This is a genomic window from Maricaulis sp. CAU 1757, assembly GCF_054482675.1.
The window spans coordinates 283,872-302,640 of the sequence record NZ_JBTLRI010000002.1 but is presented as its reverse complement, the minus strand read 5'-3'; the positions used below and the strand labels follow the sequence as shown (position 1 = coordinate 302,640).

Below are 18,769 nucleotides of genomic sequence, written 5' to 3'. Positions count from 1 at the left end.
ACACGACGGCCGGGCCTGCGCCCGGCCGTCTGCATTTGTGGCGCAGCGCATCTGCACGGTCGACGCGCGGCCCCGCATTCGCTACTAATTCCGCCATCCATCGGCTAATCCCCGTCGGGAATCCTGTCAGGAGTTCGTATGCGTCGCCGTTTCATGCTCGCCAGCGCCCTTGTCTCAATGACAATCGCTGCCCCTCTCGCCCATGCCGATCGCGAGATCACCACCGAGGTGAACGGCCCGATCGAAACCTCGACGGCCGGTTCGGGCGGCGGAGCCGACAACATTGTCATTACGTCAACCGGACGGGTAACGGTCACAGGCGGCGGAACCGGCATTCGCCTGAACAGCGACAACTCGGTCACCAATAGCGGTGAGATTAATGGTACTTCCGATAATGACGGCGCCCGCGGCGTCCACATTATCAGCGGCAATAGCGGCACTTTCCGCAATGACGGCGCGATCAACCTGAGCCATGAGACCGCCGCCGTCGACGATGACGGCGACGGTCGCACCGACGGTCCGCTGGCCAATGGCGGCGACCGTGTCGCCATTCTGGTTGACGGCACCCAGGTCTTCTCGGGTGATATCCTGCTTTCAACCAGCGGCTCCATCACCGTGGTCGGCAATGATTCAGCCGGCCTGCGCGTCCTGACAGGCGTTGACGGCGACATCAACGCTTCCAACCGTTTCACAATTCGCGGTAACAACAGCCGCGCCGTCGACATCAATGCTCCGGTCACCGGCGACGTCATCATTGGCGGCTCGATGGCCTCGCAGGGCGAAGGATCTGAAGGCGTCGGCATCCGCGGCGATGTTGGCGGCGGCGTACGCTTCACCAATTCCATGCTGGTCTCCGGCTACCGTTTCCCGGGCCGTCCGATGCAATCCATGCGCGACACCCTTGATGCCGAGGACCGGGCCCAGAGCGGGTCGGCCATCGTGCTCAACGGCAATGTGGGCAATGGCGTGTACATCGCCGGTCCCAACGACGTGAACACGACCGAGCCCACGGCGAACATCACCGTTCGCGGCAGCGCCCCGACCTTCCACGTGTTCGCCGACGCATCGTCCGGTGATATCGTTCTCGGCGAGGTCGTCCTGCCCGCCATTGCCGATGACCCCAACACCGAAGCCGATGAGAGCCGTGCCGAACAGTTCCTCGGCTACAGCCTGGTCAATCGCGGCGAGCTTGTGGCCTCCGGCGAACTCGACGGCGTGGCCGCGACATCCTTCCGCATGGAAGGCCGCGACGGCCAAACCGCAACCTTGAGCGACGGCTTCACCAATGAAGGCGACCTGCGCGCTGCCAGCTGGGAAGCTGCGGCGTCCACGGCCATCCTCGGTGACGGGGCTATCATTCCAACCTGGCACAATACCGGCCTGATGCTGGCCGCCTCGTCCGGCACTGCCGGCATCGCCCAGGGCCTTGTTATCGAGGCTGGCGGCGCCCTGTCCGAATTGGTCAACGAAGGTCAGATGTTGGCCAACGCGACACTGGGCGGCTCTTCCTACGTCGTCATTGACCGGTCCGGAACCCTGACGTCCATCAGCAATTCAGGGCTTATCGGTGCCAATTACACCCCGCCGACCGACCCGGCCAACGCAGTCGCCTACGAAACCGTCGCGATCGACCTGAGAGGCGGCAATAGCGATGCCACAATTCGCCAGTTCCGTGCGAGCGACGCCGAGGAAGAATGGGTCGTCGCCATCCGCGGTGACATCTACATGGGCGGCGGCGCTGACTCCCTCCTCGTTGAAAGCGGTGAGATCAGGGGCGACCTGGACTTCGGTCTCGGCGCCGACCGTCTGATGATTTCGGGCGGCGCCCTCGTCTCCGGCAATCTCAATGACAGCGACGGCGATCTTCTTATCGACGTCGCCGATGGCGAACTTCGCGTCGGCTCGGAGACCAACACGACCATCCGCGAGGCGATCTTCCGTGACGGTTCGGTGCTGCGCTTCCAAATCGACGAGGATACCGGTGCCGCGGCACGCCTCGACGCCACCGGCACGGTGACCTTCCAGGAAGGCTCCCGCGTTCAGGCAACCTTGGCCAACCTGATCGGCGATGGCGCCAGCCTCGTTGTCCTGACTGCCAATGACCTCGTGATCGCCGAAACGCTCGACATTCTACAGGATACGTCGGCGCCCTATCTTTACGAATCGTCCCTCGACTTCGATCCCAATGATTCCAATGCCCTGGTCCTGACACTTCGGCGTCGTGATGCGACCGAGCTGGGCATGAACTCGAACCAGGCCGCGGCCTATGATGCGGCTTATGAAGGCTGGCGCCAGAACGCTGAGCTCGGCGCGGCCTTCGCCTCACTGATGTCCGAGGACGAGTTCTTCACGGCCTACGACCAGCTGCTTCCGGAATATGCGTCCAGCGCCATCCAGTTCGCACTGGCCAGCAATGACAGCGCCATCGGCGCGCTGGCCAACCGCCTCGAGGCGGTTCGGCGCAGCCCGGACGAGACCGGCGGCCTGTGGATCCAGGAATTCGGTTATTTTGCGGACCGTGCCGGCACCGCCTTCGGGCCAGGCTATCGCGGCTACGGCATCGGCGTCGCCGCCGGCTTCGACCGTCCGATCGGACCGTTCTATTCGGTCGGCCTCAACTTTACCGGGGCAGCCAGCGAGATCGAGGAGAGTGACGGCTTCGACGACCCGATGACCGCCCTCACCGGCCAGCTCGGCCTGTATGCCGGCGCCGAGCTTCCGGGCAATCTCCTGTTCGACGTCTATGGCGGCATTGGCTACGACCATTTCGAGCACAATCGCTCGATCCTGATCGGTGACTTCGAAGCCAATCCGACCGCCACCTGGTCTGGCTATCACGTTACCGGCGCGGCCCGTCTGGCCCGCAATTTCGAGTTCGGCAGTCGCTATTTTGTGCGTCCGGCACTGACCATCGACTATCTCAGCCTGTTCGAGGACAGCTATGTGGAGAGCGGCGGCGGTGCCGGCATCGACCTGGCTGTCGACGAACGCGACAGCTCGAGCCTGTCGAGCTCAGCCCTGCTCACCTTCGGGGCGCGTTTCGAGAATTCCCAGTCCTGGTGGTCGCCGCACGCCCGTGTCGGTTTCCGCAGCGAATTCACTGACGCCGACACGGAAACCACGGCCCAGTTCGTCGGCTATGACGACACCTTCACCCTGCGATCGCAGCAGATCCCGGGCAGCGGCTTCATCTTCGGTCTCGGCCTGACCGCTGGTTCTGGCTATTCGACCTTCTCGCTGGCCTATGATGCGGACGTGCGCGAAGACTTCATCCGTCACACGGCCCGGCTGGTCATGCGCATGGTCTTCTAGGCCGGCGACCAGACGCATTCGGGACTGCGGCAACCGCCGGTTAACCGTCTCCTGCGAGGCTTGCGCGTATGACACGTGCAAGCCTCGTTTCGTTTTGCGCCCTTCTGGGCCTTGCTGCCTGCGGCCACACACCGCCGCCGGATCAGGTCGAGGATGCCTGCCTGATCCTCGAGGACAACCGGTCGTGGTGGCGTGCCCTGCGCCGCACCGAGGAGCGCTGGGACGTGCCCCCCGGCGTCCAGCTGGCCATCCTGCGCCGCGAGTCCAGCTTCACGGCCAATGCCCGCCCGGCGCGGCGGCGCCTGCTCGGGATTATCCCGGCCGGCCGCCCGTCCAGCGCCTACGGCTATGCCCAGGCCCTCGATTCAACGTGGGACTGGTATCGCGAAGACACCGGCCGGCGCGGTGCCGATCGTGACGATTTCGCCGACGCTGTCGATTTCATTGGCTGGTACGCTGACAAGAGCCGCCGCCTCAGCGGCGTCGAGCCAAGCCAGGCCCGAGACCTCTACCTGACCTATCACGAGGGTCATGGCGGCTATAATCGCGGCACCTATCGCAACCGCTCATGGCTCCTTGGTGCGGCGGACCAAGTGGCACGCGATGCGCGTCGCTATGATCAGCAGATCGAGCGCTGCGAACGCCGCCTCTCACGGCGATTCTGGCTGCTTTGAATCTCCCATAAGCGCTCCGACTCGTGCATGGTGCGCACATGTCTTCTGAGCAGTCTCCCACCGACCTTTTTTCCGGTGCCCCGGCGCCGACGCCTGCCAAGGCCCCGGCCCCCGGCTATTCAGCCGCCCACATCGAAGTTCTTGAAGGCCTCGAGGCCGTGCGCCGCCGCCCCGGCATGTATATCGGCGGCACGGACGAACGTGCCTACCACCACCTGTTCGCCGAAATCCTCGACAACTCGATGGACGAAGCCGTGGCAGGCTGGGCCGACCGCATCGAAGTCGTGATCGACGAAGACGGCTTCATCACTGTGACCGATAATGGCCGCGGCATCCCGGTCGATCCGCACCCGAAATATCCCGACAAGTCAGCCCTGGAAGTTGTGCTCACCGTGCTCCATGCCGGTGGCAAGTTCTCTGACAGCGCCTACAAGACCTCCGGCGGCCTGCACGGCGTCGGCATCTCGGTCGTCAACGCCTTGTCCGAGGTCCTGGAAGTGGAAGTTGCCCGCGAGAAGACACTCTGGCGCCAATCCTACTCGCGCGGTCTGCCGCTCGGACCGATCGAGAAAGTCGGCCCGGCGCCGAACCGCCGCGGCACCAAACTGCGCTTCCTGCCTGATCGCGAGATTTTCGGCGACAAGGCTCGCGTCAAGCCGGCCCGCGTCTATGCCATGGCCCGCTCAAAGGCCTTCTTGCGCCGCGGCGTCAAGATCCAGTGGCGCTGCGCGGAAAGCCTTGTTGAGGGCAGCGAGACGCCCGCCGATGACATCCTGTGCTTTCCCGGGGGCCTCGCGGACCGGATGTCGGAGATGTCCGCCAAATGCGCCCTGGTCACCTCGGAAATCTTCTCCGGAAAGGTGGAACGCGAGGACGGCGGCGGCGGCGTCGAGTGGGCGGTGACCTGGTCGGCCAATGGCTATGGCAGCGAAGCGGACGGCTTCTGCCAGTCCTACTGCAACACCGTGCCCACGCCGCAGGGTGGCACGCACGAACAGGGTCTGCGCGCGGCGCTGACCAAGGGCCTGCGCGCCTATGCCGAGCATTCAAATGCCAAGAAGGCGGCCCAGATCACCCCTGACGACGTTATGGGTGGAGCTGGTGCCCTGGTCTCGGTGTTCATCACGGAACCGGAGTTCCAGGGTCAGACCAAGGATCGGCTGGCCACACCTGACGCGGCGCGCCTGGTCGAAACGGCTGTGCGCGACCAGTTCGACCACTGGCTCGCCGGCTCGCCCAAGGAAGCGGCCAAGCTGGTCGAGTTCGCCATAGAGCGGGCCGACGACCGCATGCGCCGCCGCAAGGAAAAGAACGTAAAGCGACAGACCGCTTCTCGGCGACTGCGCCTGCCCGGCAAGCTGGCCGACTGTTCGCGCAGCGGCGCGGAAGGGACCGAACTCTTTATCGTCGAGGGCGACTCCGCCGGCGGCTCTGCCAAGCAGGCCCGCTCGCGCCAGACCCAGGCCATCCTGCCGCTGCGCGGCAAGATTCTCAACGTGGCCTCCGCCAGCACCGACAAGATTGCCGCCAACCAAGAGATCTCGGACCTGCTGCAGGCGCTTGGTGTTCTCACGGGGTCAAAGTTCAAGCTCGACGAATTGCGCTATGAGCGCATCGTCATCATGACCGACGCCGATGTCGACGGCGCTCACATTGCGGCGCTGCTGATCACCTTTTTCTACAAGGCGATGCCAGAGCTCATCCATTCCGGCCGCCTGTTTCTGGCCCAACCGCCACTATACCGCCTGACCCAGGGCGGGCGCACGCTCTATGCTCGCGACGAAGTCCACCGCGATCAGCTGCTCGAGGATGAGTTCAAGGCCAGCGCCAAAGTCGAGATCGGCCGCTTCAAGGGTCTTGGCGAGATGACTCCATCCCAGCTCAAGGAAACCACGATGGACCCGGGCAAGCGCACGCTGGCGCGGGTGACCATTGCGGAAGGCGACCTGCCGAGCCTGGAAGCCCTGGTGGAAACGCTGATGGGCAAGAAGCCGGAGGCGCGCTTCCAGTTCATCCAGGAGAATGCTCCCTTCCTCGATGACGACGCCCTTGATCTGTAACTCGTTAGCCATCCCGCTGACTGGCCGTTTGCTTCCCCCGAATTTGGAGTAGGATACGCTCCAACGAGTAGAGAGCCGTGCTGACCATTGGGGGATGGCATGAACTATATCTACAGCCATATGAATCCGGGCGAGCGCCCGCATGCCTGGGCGGATGTGCTGCCGGTGGGCGTCTATGCATGCGACGCCAACGGGCACATCATGGAGTTCAACGCCAAGGCCGGTGAACTCTGGGGCCGAAAGCCGGCTACCAACGAGCCCGATGAGCGCTTCTGCGGTTCGCATCGGCTCTACACGCTGGACGGCAGCCCGTTGCCGCATGCAGACACCCCGATGGCCAAGGCACTGGCCACGGATAGGCCCTTTCGCGATGAACGCGTAGTCATCGAGCGCCCGGATGGCACGCGCATCATCGCGCTGGTCAATATCGACCCCCTACACGATGACAAGGGCGAGCTGGTCGGGGCGGTCAATTGCTTCCAGGACATCACGGAGCTCGAGAATGCGCGCTCTCAGATGGCCGAAGAACGACAGGTATTCAAAGAGATACTGAACGCGCTTCCAGCAGCGGTGTACACGACTGATGCCGATGGCAACCTCACCTTCTTCAACGAGGCTGCTTCGGACTTCGCCGGCAAGCAACCGAGGCTCGGCGATGATCGCTGGTGCGTCACTGAAAAACTTCGCACGCCCGACGGTGAGGATCTGGCCTTCGAAGACTGCCCGATGGGAGTTGCCCTGCGCGAACAGAGGCCGCTGCGTGGGGCCGAGGCCGTTGCGGTACGGCCCGATGGCAGCGAAGCGCCCTTCCTGGCCTACCCGACGCCCCTGTTCAATGCCGACGGCAGCCTGCGTGGTGCCGTCAACATGCTGATCGACATCTCCGACCTAAAACGGGCCGAGGACGAGCAGCGCCTGCTCCTGCACGAGCTCAGCCACAGGGTGAAGAACACACTTGCCGTGGTCCAGTCGGTGGCCCGCCAGACCCTGCACCACGCCGCCACCCCGGATGACTTCGTCACCAGCTTTACCGGCCGCGTGGAAGCCCTCGCGGCGGCCCACTCGCTTCTCACGCGTTCAAACTGGCGCGGTGTGCGCTTCAGCGACCTGGTCACCGGCCAGCTCGCCTTGCGCGACGATGAGCACAACCGCATCACCCTGGACGGCCCGGAATTCGAAATCGGCCCCCAGCATTCCATCAGCCTGTCTCTGGTGCTCCATGAACTGGGTGCCAATGCTCGCAAGTATGGGGCCCTGTCGAGCGCCGAGGGCCGCGTGCAAGTTACCTGGTCGGTCGATGACGTGAAACCGCCCCGCCTGTCGCTGACCTGGCGCGAAACCGGCGGCCCGACGGTGCGGCAGCCCGAAAGGCGCGGTTTCGGCAGCGTGCTGATCGAGCAAGGCCTGCGCGGCAAAGGCGGCGATGCCCAGCTCCATTTCAATCCCGAAGGTGTAACCTGCCAGCTCGACCTGCCACTGACCCCGGAAGGCGAGTTTGCCCTCGCCCCCGCCGACCTGAAACCACGGTCGGCGTCCCGTTCCAGCGATGAGACCAGCCTGCCCGGCCTGCGCGTCCTCCTGTTCGAGGACGAGGCCATCGTCCTGCTCGACCTGGAAGGCGTGGTCAGTGAAGCCGGCATGACCGTCACCGGGTCCGCCTCAGACATTGCCAGCGCGCTGGAACTGGCACGCTCCGGACACGGCGATGTCGCCCTGCTGGATGCCAATCTGCACGGCCACCCGGTCGACGGGGTCGCCGATGCACTGGCCGCGCGCGGCATACCATTCGCCTTTGCCACGGGATATGGCCGTGATGCCCTGCCCCGCCAGCACCGGTCCGCGCCGGTCCTGTCCAAGCCGTTCAACCGTGAGGACGTGCTTGATACCCTGATGTTGCTTTTTGAAAATTCAGAAACTTAAATAGATTTATTCAACCGGTCTCTCATCATCGAGCAGGTCTTGGTTCTCCTTTGACCGCCGTTCGGTTTCGACCTTTTCTTCGATATGCGTCTCGGGTGCCACATCGAAGGCCGCGTCCGTTGCCTTTGCGCGGCGGCGCCGTTTGGGCCGCTCCTGACCGACTGCGGGCTGGGGCGAAACGGGTCGCACCTGCCCCGTTGCTCCCAGCCCCAGATCCGGCACTTCATCGATGCGCAGGCGGTAAATCGGCTCGGGAAGCGAGAAGCCTTCCTCCTCGAGCACCAGTTTGGTGGCACGGATCGCCAGGCTGCGGGCCTTGTGAAAATCGCTCTTGTCCTGATCGATCCAACCGGAGAAACGCAGCACGATATTGCTGTCGCCGACTTCCTCGATGATGGCTCCGGGCTCCGGTTCGGCGAGCACGAAATCCAGCTTTCCCATCGCCGCCAGACCGACATCAATGGCCTCGATCGGGTCGTCTTCGGCATCCACGCCAAGCACGAAATCGAAGCGTCGCTCAGGATTGCGGCTGTAATTGAGGATGACCGCCTTGAACACGTCCGCATTGGGGATGCGCAGATGATTGCCCTGCAATGTCATGAGAATGGTCGCCCGAGAGGTGAGGCGCACCACCTTCCCCTCATGCTCGTTGATGACGACATGCTCATTGGCGCGGAACGGCTGGCGCAACGACAACATGATGGAAGCAATGTAATTCTCGATGCTGTCACGAACCGCAAAGCCAATGGCGATCCCGACCAGTCCCGCGCCTCCCGCCAGCGTGCCGAGCAGAGCGACTGCGCCCAGCATGCTCAGGGCGGTGACGATGCCGATGGTGAAGAAGAAAACCCGGACAAGTTGCTGCAACAAGCTGGCGATAAACGGGTTGGGCGCCAGTCGCCCCCAGAGCCTGTCTACCGAAGCCAGCAAGAAGCCGGTCCCGGCAATGATGACGAACACCGCCAGGGCGATCAGATAGACCGGCCAGGCCCGGACGATGCGGTTGAAATTGGCCGCCATATTGTCGATCACAGGCGAAACACTGCTCTCGACGTCGAGCGCCCGCTCGAGCTCGTTCTCAACCGTCACCACGCCAGCCAGCCGACTGGCCAGGCGCTCCGCCCGGGCAATCGCGACTTCTGTCGGCACCTCACCGCTGAGCGTCACCACGCCCTCGGCGACCGCGACCTCGACATTGGTGAGACTGTCAATTTCGGCGAATATCCCGCGGATACGCTCGGCCAGTTCGGCGTCCTGTTCCGGGGTTGAGAGGCGCTCGATCTCGCGCGCCTCGAGCGGATCCGGATTGTCTCCGCCGGGCGGCTGAGCCTCAACTGACGCAAGGCTGAGAAGGGACAGGACGAGAATGACGGCGGGCAGTGTCAGCCGCAGCGATGGGGTCATGTGCCGAAATCCTTTGGCCAATCCGCTTCGGGCCAGCTTACCGTCGCTTACCTGTAGACCTCAAGGCGGCTCGCTTCATGACAAATCCGCAAGGTTCAGCCAATCCCGGCCCTTGCATTTGACGCCCGGCAGTGAAGCGCGTTCAATCAGCAAATTCGCCTGTCAGGTGCGTCCGCAGGTGCCAGAAGGGGAAGTCCAAATCATGAAATCAAAGGCCTGGATGCCAGCCGCCCTGCTCTGCGTGGGGCTTGGACTGGCTGGCTGCGATCGCAATTCCGAGAGCGCCGAATCGGCAGACGGGGATACCGGCGAAGATCGCGTCGTCCGTCACGATACCGATCCCTATCCGTCCACGTATACGCCGCGACCAAGCGAGGTCACCCTGATCCAGGGCGCCACCGTGCTCGACGGTCGCGGCAATGTCATCGAAAGCGGTGACTTGCTGATGGCCGATGGCCGGATCCAGGCGGTCGGCAGCGGCCTTGAAGCGCCCGAAGACGCCACGGTGATCGACGGAACCGGACGTTACGTGACCCCGGGCATCATCGACATTCACTCCCACCTGGGCGCCTACCCCTCCCCAGGCGTGCGGGCCCACTCCGACGGCAACGAGGCAACCCAACCGGTGACCGCGGAAGTCTGGGTGGAGCACAGCGTCTGGCCCCAGGATCCGGGCTTCGACCTGGCCATTGCCGGTGGCGTGACGACGCTGCATGTGCTGCCGGGCTCGGCCAATCTGTTCGGCGGCCGCGGCATCACCCTGCGCAATGTCGCCGGTCGCACGGTCCAGGAAATGAAATTCCCGGGCGCCCCCTACACGCTCAAGATGGCCTGCGGCGAGAATCCGTCGCGCGTCTATGGCGGCCGCGGCCAGTCTCCGGCGACCGACATGGGCAATATGGCCGGCTACCGCGCCGCCTGGCAGGAAGCTTCCGACTACCGCGATGACTGGCACGAGTACTGGGAGGCCGCCGAGGACGGTGACGAAGACGCCTCGCCGCCAACCCGCGACCTCGAACTGGATACGCTCATGGGTGTTCTGGAAGGCGATATCCGCGTCCAGATGCACTGCTACCGCGCCGACCAGATGGCCCAGATCCTCGATATGTCAGAGGAGTTTGGCTATCAGGTCTCGACCTTCCATCACGCGGTCGAAGCGTACAAGGTCCCCGATCTGCTGGCCGAGCACGACGTGTGCGCGGCCGTCTGGGCGGACTGGGGCGGCTTCAAGATGGAAGCCTATGACTCGGTTCGCGAGAACCTTGCCCTGACGCACGCAAACGGGGCCTGCGCCATGATCCACTCTGATGATGCCAACGGCATCCAGCGCCTCAACCAGGAAATCGCCAAGGCGCTTGCCGACGGCCAACGTTTGGGTCTCGAGATCTCCGAGGCGGAAGCCTGGTCCTGGGTTTCGTCCAACCCGGCCCGCGCGCTCGGCATTGACGACCAGACCGGAGCTCTCGCCGAGGGCCTGCGCGCCGACGTGGTGTTGTGGTCGGGCAATCCGTTCTCGACCTACACGCTCGCCGACCAGGTCTGGGTCGACGGCGCTTTGGCTTTCGATCGACGCGATTCCAGCCAGCAACCCCGCCGTGACTTCATGATCGGCCAGCCCGGACAGGGAGATGACCAATGAGACATCTGATTTCCGCTCTGGCGCTGGGAGCCATGTTCACCGCACCCCTGGCTGCCCAGACCTATGCCGTGACCAATGGTCAGGTCATCACCAACACCACCAGCGGTCGTGTCGATAACGGAACGGTGCTCGTGCGCGACGGCACCATAGTCGCGGTCGGCGCGAATGTGGTCATTCCCGAAGAGGCCGAGATCATCGACGCCGATGGCGGCTGGATCACGCCGGGACTGTTCGCCGCTTATGCCCAGATCGGCCTCATCGAAGTGGGACTGGAAAGCTCGACCCGCGACAATGCGGCGGAGGACTCGCCCTACTCTGTCAGCCTTGACGTCGCCGACGGCTTCAATCCGGCGGGCACGCACATTGCCGCGACCCGCATCGAAGGCATCACGCGAGCCGCGATCTATCCCTCGACCGGGCACAATATCTTTGCTGGCCAGGGTGCGCTGGTCAGCACCACCGGCGAGTCCGATTCGCTGATCCAGGGCGGTATGTTTGTCTATGCCGACCTGAGCGAATCGGGTGCCGGAACGGCCGGCGGATCGCGTCCGGCCGCCTGGGCTTTCCTCGACGCCGCCATGAATGACGCGCGGGGCTATCCGGGTCGCTTCGCCGGTGTGGAACGGGGCGACGCGCTCAACCGCGTCGACGCGGCGGCCTTGGTTCCTGTGGCTCGCGGCAGGGTCCCGCTGGTGCTGCACCTGAACCGCGCGGCCGACATCCGCCGGGCCCTGCGCTTCCAGCAGGAACATGCCCCGGCGCAGATCATCATCGAGGGCGGCGCGGAAGCCTGGCTTGAGGCAGACGCACTGGCCGAGGCCGGAGTGCCGGTCCTGATCGACCCCCTGGAAGACCTGCCGTCCTCCTTCGACGCCATCGCGTCCAGCCTGGAGAACGCCCGGCGCCTGCACGAGGCCGGCGTTACCGTGGCTTACACCACGCGTACCGCGGACGGCTATTTCCAGGCCCGCCTGCTGGCCCAGCACGCCGGCAATGCGGTGGCCCGCGGCGTCGGCTGGGACGAGGCCTTCCGCTCGATCTCGCTTACCCCGGCACAGGTCTATGGTGTGGGTGACCGCTATGGCGCCCTGGCACCTGGCTATGTCGGAGATGTGGTAGTCTGGGACGGCGACCCGCTGGAAGTCATGACGGGCGCCGTGGCTATGCTCATCGATGGTCAACCGACCTCGATGGAATCACGCCAGACCCGGCTCGCAAACCGTTACCGCAATATCACGGATGGGACGCCATTCGCCTATCGCGACTAGCCAATCAGCCCCGGTGCGTTGACTTGGCGCGCCGGGGCCGTATTTTGCGCCCACTTGAGCGGCCGCGCCCCAACGGCGCGGCCGTGTTGCTTGTTGTTTAAACACAAGGACGCCATGACGTTCGCTGAACTGGGCCTAAGCCCGAAACTGCTCGATGCCATCAATGACGCCGGCTACACCGAGCCGACACCGATTCAGGCCGGGGCCATCCCGCCGGCACTGGCCGGGCGGGATGTGCTTGGCATCGCCCAGACGGGGACCGGCAAGACGGCTTCCTTCACCCTGCCCCTGATCGAGCGCCTGTCGCGCGGCCGGGCGCGCGCCCGCATGCCACGCTCCCTGATCATTGCGCCGACACGAGAGCTGGCGGCCCAGGTGGCGGAAAATTTCGAGACCTATTCCAAGGGCCAGAAGCTGACCATGGCGCTGCTGATCGGCGGCGTGGCCTTCAAGCCCCAGGAAGAGATTCTCAACCGCGGCGCCGACGTGCTGATTGCCACGCCCGGTCGCCTGCTCGACCATTTCGAGCGCGGCAAGATCCTGATGACCGGCGTCCAGTTCCTCATTGTCGACGAAGCCGACCGCATGCTGGACATGGGCTTCATCCCGGATCTCGAACGCATCTTCAACATGGTGCCGCCGCGCCGTCAGGTCCTGTTCTTCTCGGCCACCATGCCGAAGGAGATCAAGAGCCTGGTCGACCGCTTCCTGACCGATCCGGTGCGCGTGGAAGTGGCCCGCCCGGCAACCACCGGGGCCAATATCAAGCAGTACCTGGTGCACCTGAAGACCAATACCGCCAAGGACAAGCGCGCCGCCCTGCGGGCCGCGATGAACCGCGACGGGGTCAAGAACGGCATCATCTTCTCAAACCGCAAGCGTGACGTCGACCTGGTCGCCCGCTCACTGCAGCGCCACGGTTTTTCCGCCGCGCCGATCCACGGCGATCTCGACCAGTCCGCCCGCACCAAGACGCTCAACGACTTCAAGTCGGATACGCTGCGTTTCCTGGTCGCCAGCGATGTCGCCGCCCGCGGTCTCGACATTCCCGATGTCAGCCACGTTTTCAACTATGACGTGCCCCATCATGCCGACGATTATGTCCACCGGATCGGTCGTACCGGCCGCGCCGGCAAGAGCGGAGAGGCCGTCACCTTCGTCACGCCGGGCGACGACAAGTCCCTCGCCGCCGTCCTCAGCCTGATCAAGCAGGACGTCGAGGAACTCAAGCTGGACGGCCTGTCCGGTGACAGCGGCGGTAAAGCCGAAACTTCCGACAGCGCCGCCAGCAAGCCACGCAAGCGCCCTGCCCGCGGCGGCCGCAAGGTCGCAGCCGACTCCTCCGAGCAAGACGGGGCGCCGAAATCGGCACCAGCAAAAGCCGAAACCCCGGCGGAGGCCCCATCGGCGGCAGACAAGCCCACGTCGGACAAGCCCAAGGCCGAGAAGCCGAAATCCGATCGCAACCGCAAGCCCAGAGATCCGGGGCACACCCCGTCCCAGGCTGCCGAATCCGCCAAGCCGGCCCGCTCGGACAATCGGCGCGGACGTGACGGACAGCAGGTCGTCGGTTTCGGCGACCACGTACCGGATTTCATGCAATCCAGCTGATCCAGCGGTCGGGGTCCGCATCGGACCCCGACCTCAACCTTCGCGCGCAATCAGCAGCAAAAGATTTCGCGGGGTGCGCGAAAAACGAACTCGCTTTTACCCAATCTTTCTGTTTCACGGATAGCGTGTCTCCTGTCGCAACGTCAAAACGGCGTTTGACAGGGTATGAGGGTGTCCAGGTGAACGGTCGACTGTTTGGCAAAGAGGGGCGGGAACTGGCGCACAAGGCGCTGGGTTTCATGGAGCAATTCGACATTGCGCCAACCCCTGAAAACTACGCGGTGTGGAGTTGTTTCGCCGCCGAAACCAATCCGGAACTGTGCGACAGCCTGCGCGGGCTGATCGAGACCGGTGCCGAATTCACCGAAACCGTCAATGCCGACCTGTTTGAGCAATATTTCCAGTGGAAGGCGGTCCATGACGCGATCATGGACAGCGGTGGCGCCATGTGCCGCCAGCTTGGCGCGGTCAAGGAAACGCTGGAAGCCGCTGAACGCGACACGGCCGCCTATGGCGAGGCTCTCTCCGGTGCCAGCACCACACTGAGATCGGCTCCCGATGCCGACGGCATGAAATCACTCGTCGAATCCCTCGTTTCCGCCACGGCGCGCATGCAGAAGCGCAGCCAGGATCTCGAGGAACGCCTGCAGCAGACCTCCAACGAGGTCACCCAGTTGCGTTCCAATCTGGAGAAGGTCCGCGAAGAGGCAATGACCGACGCCCTCACCGGTATCGCCAACCGCAAGCGTTTTGACGAAAGCCTGCGTCGCGCCCGCCGCGACGCCGAGAATACCGGCAAGCCCCTCAGCCTGGTCCTGTGCGACATCGATCACTTCAAGCGCTTCAATGACACTTGGGGCCACCAGACCGGTGACCAGATCATCCGCTTCGTCGCCGGCTGCCTGACCCGTCACGCCGCCGACGATCACCTGGTGGCGCGTTATGGCGGCGAGGAGTTCGGAATTGTCATGCCCAACACGGATGTGATGACCGCCGAGCAGATCAGCGAGAAAATCCGTCGCACCGTCCAGTCCAAGAAACTCTTGCGCAAATCAACCAATGAGGATCTTGGCAATATCACCCTGTCGCTCGGGGTCGCCGTCTTTGATGGTCGGGAATCCGTGGAAGAGCTGATCGAACGCTCCGATTCGTACCTTTACAAGTCGAAGACTGAAGGTCGCAATCGCACCACAGGTGACGGCAAGGCCAAGCAACGCAACGCCGCCTGATCCGATCATGATCCGAATTCTAGCTGGATGCCGGTGGTCGGGTTTCAATGAAACTCGGCCGCTCTGACCATTTGCCGACCAGCCGGGCCAGCTTCGGCCGGTTGTCACGCCAGCCGCTCTCGGGGAAACGGAAGTCCAGGTAGGACAGGGCCACCGCCATGGTCAGCGGGCCCAGCGCCATCCAGTCATCCACCTCGTCGACAATTGTCTCCAGCTGATCAACGGCACGCATGATGGCGCGCTCGCGGCGCTGTATCCAGTAATCGGACTGGATATCCTCGTCGCGGACCATCTCGACGCGCCGCGCCACGGCAAGGTCCAGAAGTCCGCTGCCGAGCGCTTCCAGGCGCTTGTCCGCCAGGTCACGAGGCCAGGGATTTCCGGCCTGCTCCATCAGGTAGTCGGCGATCAGGCCGCTTTCGGTCAGTGCCTCGCCATCATCCAGTACCAGGCACGGTACCCGGCCCAGCGGATTGGCGCGCAGCAATTCCTCGTCATCCTCGAACGGATGCGACTCAACCTCGTCAACCAGGTCCAGGAGCCCAGTCTCACGCACCAGGATCCGGCATTTGCGCGAGTACGGGGACGTGGTGGAGAGGATGAGCTTCATGACGTCAGCCCTCGCGGACCGGAACGATGGTCACGCTCTCCCCGCATCCACATGCATCGGTCTGGTTGGGATTGTTGAACACGAACTTGGAATGCAGGGCCGTGGTCTCGTAATCGATCTGGGTGCCGAGCAGGAACAGCAGGGCCTTGGACTCCAGCACGATCTCGACGCCCTTGTCCTCGACCCGCTCATCAAGCGCCCCGGGGGCCTCGACATAGTCCATCTCGTATTCCATGCCGGCACAGCCGCCATTCTTGACGCCGACGCGCAGGAATCCGGCGCCACGCTTGTCCATGATCGACTTGACGCGCGCTGCCGCAGCGTCGGTCAGGGTCACGGCCTTGGGTCTGGGTCTGGCACTCATGGCTTTATCCTAGAACATGTTGAGGGCAAGGCGGGCCTCGTCCGACATCCGGTCCGGCGTCCACGGAGGTTCGAAGGTCAGCGTGACCTCGGCGCGCTCGACGCCCTCGACGGTCTCGACCGCATCCTTGACCCAGCCCGGCATTTCGCCGGCTACCGGGCAACCCGGCGCGGTCAGCGACATGTCGACCTTGAGCGTCCGGTCGTCTTCGAGATCGACCTTGTAGATCAGGCCTAGCTCATAGATATCCACCGGGATTTCCGGGTCGTAGACAGACTTGAGCGCCGTTACCACGTCATCGGTGATGCGCGCGAGCTCGTCAGCCGGAATGGCGCTGGCCGGTTTGGGTGCTGCGTCCTCGACCACCTCCGGCGCCGGATTGGCAGGCGCCAGCGGGGCGGTGAGGTCGATCAGGTCGCGCTCTTTGCGTTCGGTCATCTCGGTCATATCTGTCATCTCAGCCCCTAGATGAGGAAGCTGCGGGCCTTTTTCAATGCGTCGACGAAGGCGTCAGCCTCGTCGAGCGTGTTGTAAACAGCGAAGCTGGCGCGCGCGGTGGAGTTGACCCCCATGCGGGCCATCAGCGGCTGGGCGCAATGATGCCCGGCTCGCACCGCGACGCCGTACTTGTCGAGGATCTGGGCAATGTCATGCGCGTGGGCACCCTCTATGTCGAAGGAAATGATGGCGCCCTTGTCCTGGGCGGTACCGATCACGCGCAGCCCCTCGATTTCTGCCAACCCGGCCATGGCCCGGTCCATCAGGGCACGTTCGTGCTCAAGGATGGCCATGCGGTCATGGCGTTCCAGCCAACGGATGGCCGCGCCCAGCCCGATGACATCGGCAATGGCCGGGGTTCCGGCTTCGAACTTGTGCGGCACATCGGCGAAAGTGACTGCATCTTCGGTGACTTCCGAGATCATCTCGCCACCGCCGAGGAAGGGCGGCAGGCGCTCCAGCCAGTCGCCCTTGGCGTAGAACACGCCCACTCCGGACGGGCCGTACAGCTTGTGCCCCGTGAAGGCGAAGAAGTCACAATCGATGTCCTGCAGGTCGACCGGGAGGTGGACCGCAGACTGCGACCCGTCGAGCATCACCGGGACATCTGCCGCATGTGCCAGTTCAACGATCCGTTTGGCGTCATTGATGGTGCCCAGCACGTTGGACATGTGGCTGATGGCGACCAGCTTGGTTCGGTCGCCGATCAAATCTGCCAAGTGTTGATAATCCAGCTCGCCGGTATCGGTCACACGTGTCCAGCGGAGGATCAGGCCCTTGCGGTCCGCCAGCAGGCGCCAGGGCACGATATTGGAATGGTGCTCCATCTGCGACAGGATGATCTCGTCGCCTTCTTTCAACAGCTGGCCGAAACTGTGGGACAGCAGGTTCACCGCCTCTGTGGTGCCGCGCGTGAACACGATCTCGCGGGTCGACCGGGCATTTAGAAAGCGCCGAACATCGTCGCGCGCCAGTTCGAATGCCTCGGTCGTCTCATTGGCCAGCGTATGCAGGCCACGATGCACATTAGCGTAGGACGCCCGGTATACCCCGGCGACGCTCTCGATCACGAATTCCGGCTTCTGCGCCGAGGCCGCGCTGTCCAGATAGACCAGCGGATTGCCGTTGATCTCACGCTGCAGGATCGGAAACTCGGCCCGAATTGCGGCGATGTCCAACGGCGTTTCGATCTTCGACTGAATGGTCATGTGAGCGCCTCCAGGCGGTCGCGCAGCAAGGCCTTGAGCGTGTCGCGGAGGTCCGCGTCACGCACCGCATCGAGCGGTTCAGCCAGATAGCTCTCGATCAGCAGGGCCCGCGCCTTGGCTTCCGGCAGGCCTCTCTGCCGCATGTAGAAAAGGGCCGTTTCATCAAGTGTTCCAAGCGCATTGCCGTGGGCGCACTGGACGTCGTCGGCATAAATCTCGAGTTCCGGCTTGGCATCGATCTCGGCCCGCTCGTCCAGCATCAGCGCCCGGTGCGTCATGCGCGCATCGGTCTGCTGCGCCGCCCGCTCGACCGCGAACTTGCCTTGGAACACGCCGCGCGCGTGCGCCATGGCGGCGCCCTTGACCAGCTGTCGGGTGACGCCGCCCGGGCCGGTATGGGTGACCGTCGAAGTGAAGTCGGCCTGCCGCCCCTCGGCAAGCAGGTAGACCCCGCCGAGAGACACCTCGGCGCCCTCGCCGGGATGCGTCACATGCGTTTCCTGCCGTGACAGCTTGCCTCCGAAGGACAGCGTGGTCTGGTTGAGCCGTGCCCCCGGCGCCAGCACCAGCCTCGTCCGGATCGCCGCCACCGCGTCATCCGGCGTTTCCGGCAGCACCACGCGCTCCAGGGAAGCGCCCTCGCCCAGCGTGTACTCGATGCGTACGGTGGCGAAGGCGCCGGCCTCGAGGGCCTGACGCTCCACGATGCGCGCGCTGGCCCCGGCCGGCACCTGAATCTCGATCGCCGCAACCGACACGCCCGCCGTCGCGGTGAGGTCGAGCGCGTGAGCGCCGCCATCGGTCAGGGTGACCGCTGCAGGCGCCGGCATGCCGTCAAGAACGAAACCCGCCTCACCGCGCGTTGAGATGTCCTGCGTCGCTCGCCGAAGGTCGGACCATTTCCAGGCTTCGGCTCGGCGCGTCGGCAGGCCGCGTTCGAGGACGGCCCGGGGGGGGGGGGGGGGGGAGGGG

14 protein-coding genes are annotated in these 18,769 nt (G+C 64.2%); 8 read left to right on the top strand and 6 right to left on the bottom strand.

What is annotated here, in order from left to right:
- Positions 1-138 precede the first annotated feature (138 nt).
- From ACXYMR_RS07705 to ACXYMR_RS07690, 4 genes are all read left to right on the top strand, one after another.
- A complete protein-coding gene (locus ACXYMR_RS07705) occupies positions 139-3,312 on the top strand; it encodes an autotransporter family protein (protein WP_458942261.1) in 3,174 nt (1,057 codons plus the stop codon).
- A 68-nt stretch (positions 3,313-3,380) separates the two neighbouring features.
- Entirely contained in the window at positions 3,381-3,986 is a 606-nt protein-coding gene (locus ACXYMR_RS07700) for a transglycosylase SLT domain-containing protein (RefSeq protein WP_458942260.1), read from the top strand.
- Positions 3,987-4,024: 38 nt separating this feature from the next.
- Positions 4,025-6,046: a DNA topoisomerase IV subunit B gene (parE, locus tag ACXYMR_RS07695; protein ID WP_458942258.1), complete on the top strand. Its 2,022-nt coding sequence runs from the start codon at positions 4,025-4,027 to the stop codon at positions 6,044-6,046.
- Positions 6,047-6,145: 99 nt separating this feature from the next.
- Entirely contained in the window at positions 6,146-7,966 is a 1,821-nt protein-coding gene (locus tag ACXYMR_RS07690) for an HWE histidine kinase domain-containing protein (protein ID WP_458942257.1), read from the top strand.
- Between the two features lie 6 nt (positions 7,967-7,972).
- Here the strand turns inward: ACXYMR_RS07690 and ACXYMR_RS07685 are convergent, their stop codons facing one another.
- Positions 7,973-9,370 (bottom strand): mechanosensitive ion channel family protein, encoded by a 1,398-nt coding sequence (locus ACXYMR_RS07685; RefSeq protein WP_458942255.1) that lies wholly within the window; start codon positions 9,368-9,370, stop codon positions 7,973-7,975.
- Positions 9,371-9,572: 202 nt separating this feature from the next.
- On the opposite strand from ACXYMR_RS07685, the gene ACXYMR_RS07680 reads away from it, so the two are divergent.
- The 4 genes from ACXYMR_RS07680 to ACXYMR_RS07665 all read left to right on the top strand — a co-directional run bounded on the left by ACXYMR_RS07680 (position 9,573) and on the right by ACXYMR_RS07665 (position 15,117).
- Positions 9,573-11,009, top strand: a complete 1,437-nt coding sequence (locus ACXYMR_RS07680) for an amidohydrolase (RefSeq protein ID WP_458942253.1) — start codon at positions 9,573-9,575, stop codon at positions 11,007-11,009.
- Positions 11,006-12,277 (top strand): amidohydrolase family protein, encoded by a 1,272-nt coding sequence (locus tag ACXYMR_RS07675; RefSeq protein WP_458942251.1) that lies wholly within the window; start codon positions 11,006-11,008, stop codon positions 12,275-12,277. Before ACXYMR_RS07680 ends, ACXYMR_RS07675 begins: the two co-directional genes overlap by 4 nt.
- Positions 12,278-12,391: 114 nt before the next feature.
- On the top strand, positions 12,392-13,888 hold the full coding sequence (locus ACXYMR_RS07670) for a DEAD/DEAH box helicase (RefSeq protein ID WP_458942250.1): 1,497 nt from the start codon (positions 12,392-12,394) through the stop codon (positions 13,886-13,888).
- 179 nt (positions 13,889-14,067) lie between these two features.
- Entirely contained in the window at positions 14,068-15,117 is a 1,050-nt protein-coding gene (locus tag ACXYMR_RS07665) for a GGDEF domain-containing protein (RefSeq protein ID WP_458942248.1), read from the top strand.
- A 19-nt stretch (positions 15,118-15,136) separates the two neighbouring features.
- Here the strand turns inward: ACXYMR_RS07665 and ACXYMR_RS07660 are convergent, their stop codons facing one another.
- The 5 genes from ACXYMR_RS07660 to sufD all read right to left on the bottom strand — a co-directional run.
- Positions 15,137-15,727: a glutathione S-transferase N-terminal domain-containing protein gene (locus tag ACXYMR_RS07660; protein ID WP_458942246.1), complete on the bottom strand. Its 591-nt coding sequence runs from the start codon at positions 15,725-15,727 to the stop codon at positions 15,137-15,139.
- 4 nt (positions 15,728-15,731) lie between these two features.
- Complete coding sequence (locus tag ACXYMR_RS07655; protein ID WP_458942245.1) at positions 15,732-16,091, bottom strand: HesB/IscA family protein; 360 nt, start codon at positions 16,089-16,091, stop codon at positions 15,732-15,734.
- A gap of 9 nt (positions 16,092-16,100) precedes the next feature.
- Entirely contained in the window at positions 16,101-16,547 is a 447-nt protein-coding gene (locus ACXYMR_RS07650; protein ID WP_458942243.1) for an SUF system Fe-S cluster assembly protein, read from the bottom strand.
- A gap of 8 nt (positions 16,548-16,555) precedes the next feature.
- Positions 16,556-17,797, bottom strand: coding sequence for a cysteine desulfurase (locus tag ACXYMR_RS07645; protein WP_458942242.1), 1,242 nt, complete (start codon positions 17,795-17,797; stop codon positions 16,556-16,558).
- On the bottom strand, positions 17,794-18,769 hold a 976-nt coding region (sufD, locus tag ACXYMR_RS07640), incomplete at its 5' end, for a Fe-S cluster assembly protein SufD (RefSeq protein WP_458942240.1). The genes sufD and ACXYMR_RS07645, both read right to left, overlap by 4 nt.

Bases quoted from the DNA above. Each gene is read 5' to 3' on its own strand.
- ACXYMR_RS07705 (WP_458942261.1), top strand. From the start codon at position 139: ATGCGTCGCCGTTTCATGCTCGCCAGCGCCCTTGTCTCAATGACAATC.
- ACXYMR_RS07700 (WP_458942260.1), top strand. From the start codon at position 3,381: ATGACACGTGCAAGCCTCGTTTCGTTTTGCGCCCTTCTGGGCCTTGCT.
- parE (WP_458942258.1), top strand. From the start codon at position 4,025: ATGTCTTCTGAGCAGTCTCCCACCGACCTTTTTTCCGGTGCCCCGGCG.
- ACXYMR_RS07690 (WP_458942257.1), top strand. From the start codon at position 6,146: ATGAACTATATCTACAGCCATATGAATCCGGGCGAGCGCCCGCATGCC.
- ACXYMR_RS07685 (WP_458942255.1), bottom strand. From the start codon at position 9,370: ATGACCCCATCGCTGCGGCTGACACTGCCCGCCGTCATTCTCGTCCTG.
- ACXYMR_RS07680 (WP_458942253.1), top strand. From the start codon at position 9,573: ATGAAATCAAAGGCCTGGATGCCAGCCGCCCTGCTCTGCGTGGGGCTT.
- ACXYMR_RS07675 (WP_458942251.1), top strand. From the start codon at position 11,006: ATGAGACATCTGATTTCCGCTCTGGCGCTGGGAGCCATGTTCACCGCA.
- ACXYMR_RS07670 (WP_458942250.1), top strand. From the start codon at position 12,392: ATGACGTTCGCTGAACTGGGCCTAAGCCCGAAACTGCTCGATGCCATC.
- ACXYMR_RS07660 (WP_458942246.1), bottom strand. From the start codon at position 15,727: ATGAAGCTCATCCTCTCCACCACGTCCCCGTACTCGCGCAAATGCCGG.
- ACXYMR_RS07655 (WP_458942245.1), bottom strand. From the start codon at position 16,091: ATGAGTGCCAGACCCAGACCCAAGGCCGTGACCCTGACCGACGCTGCG.
- ACXYMR_RS07650 (WP_458942243.1), bottom strand. From the start codon at position 16,547: ATGACAGATATGACCGAGATGACCGAACGCAAAGAGCGCGACCTGATC.
- ACXYMR_RS07645 (WP_458942242.1), bottom strand. From the start codon at position 17,797: ATGACCATTCAGTCGAAGATCGAAACGCCGTTGGACATCGCCGCAATT.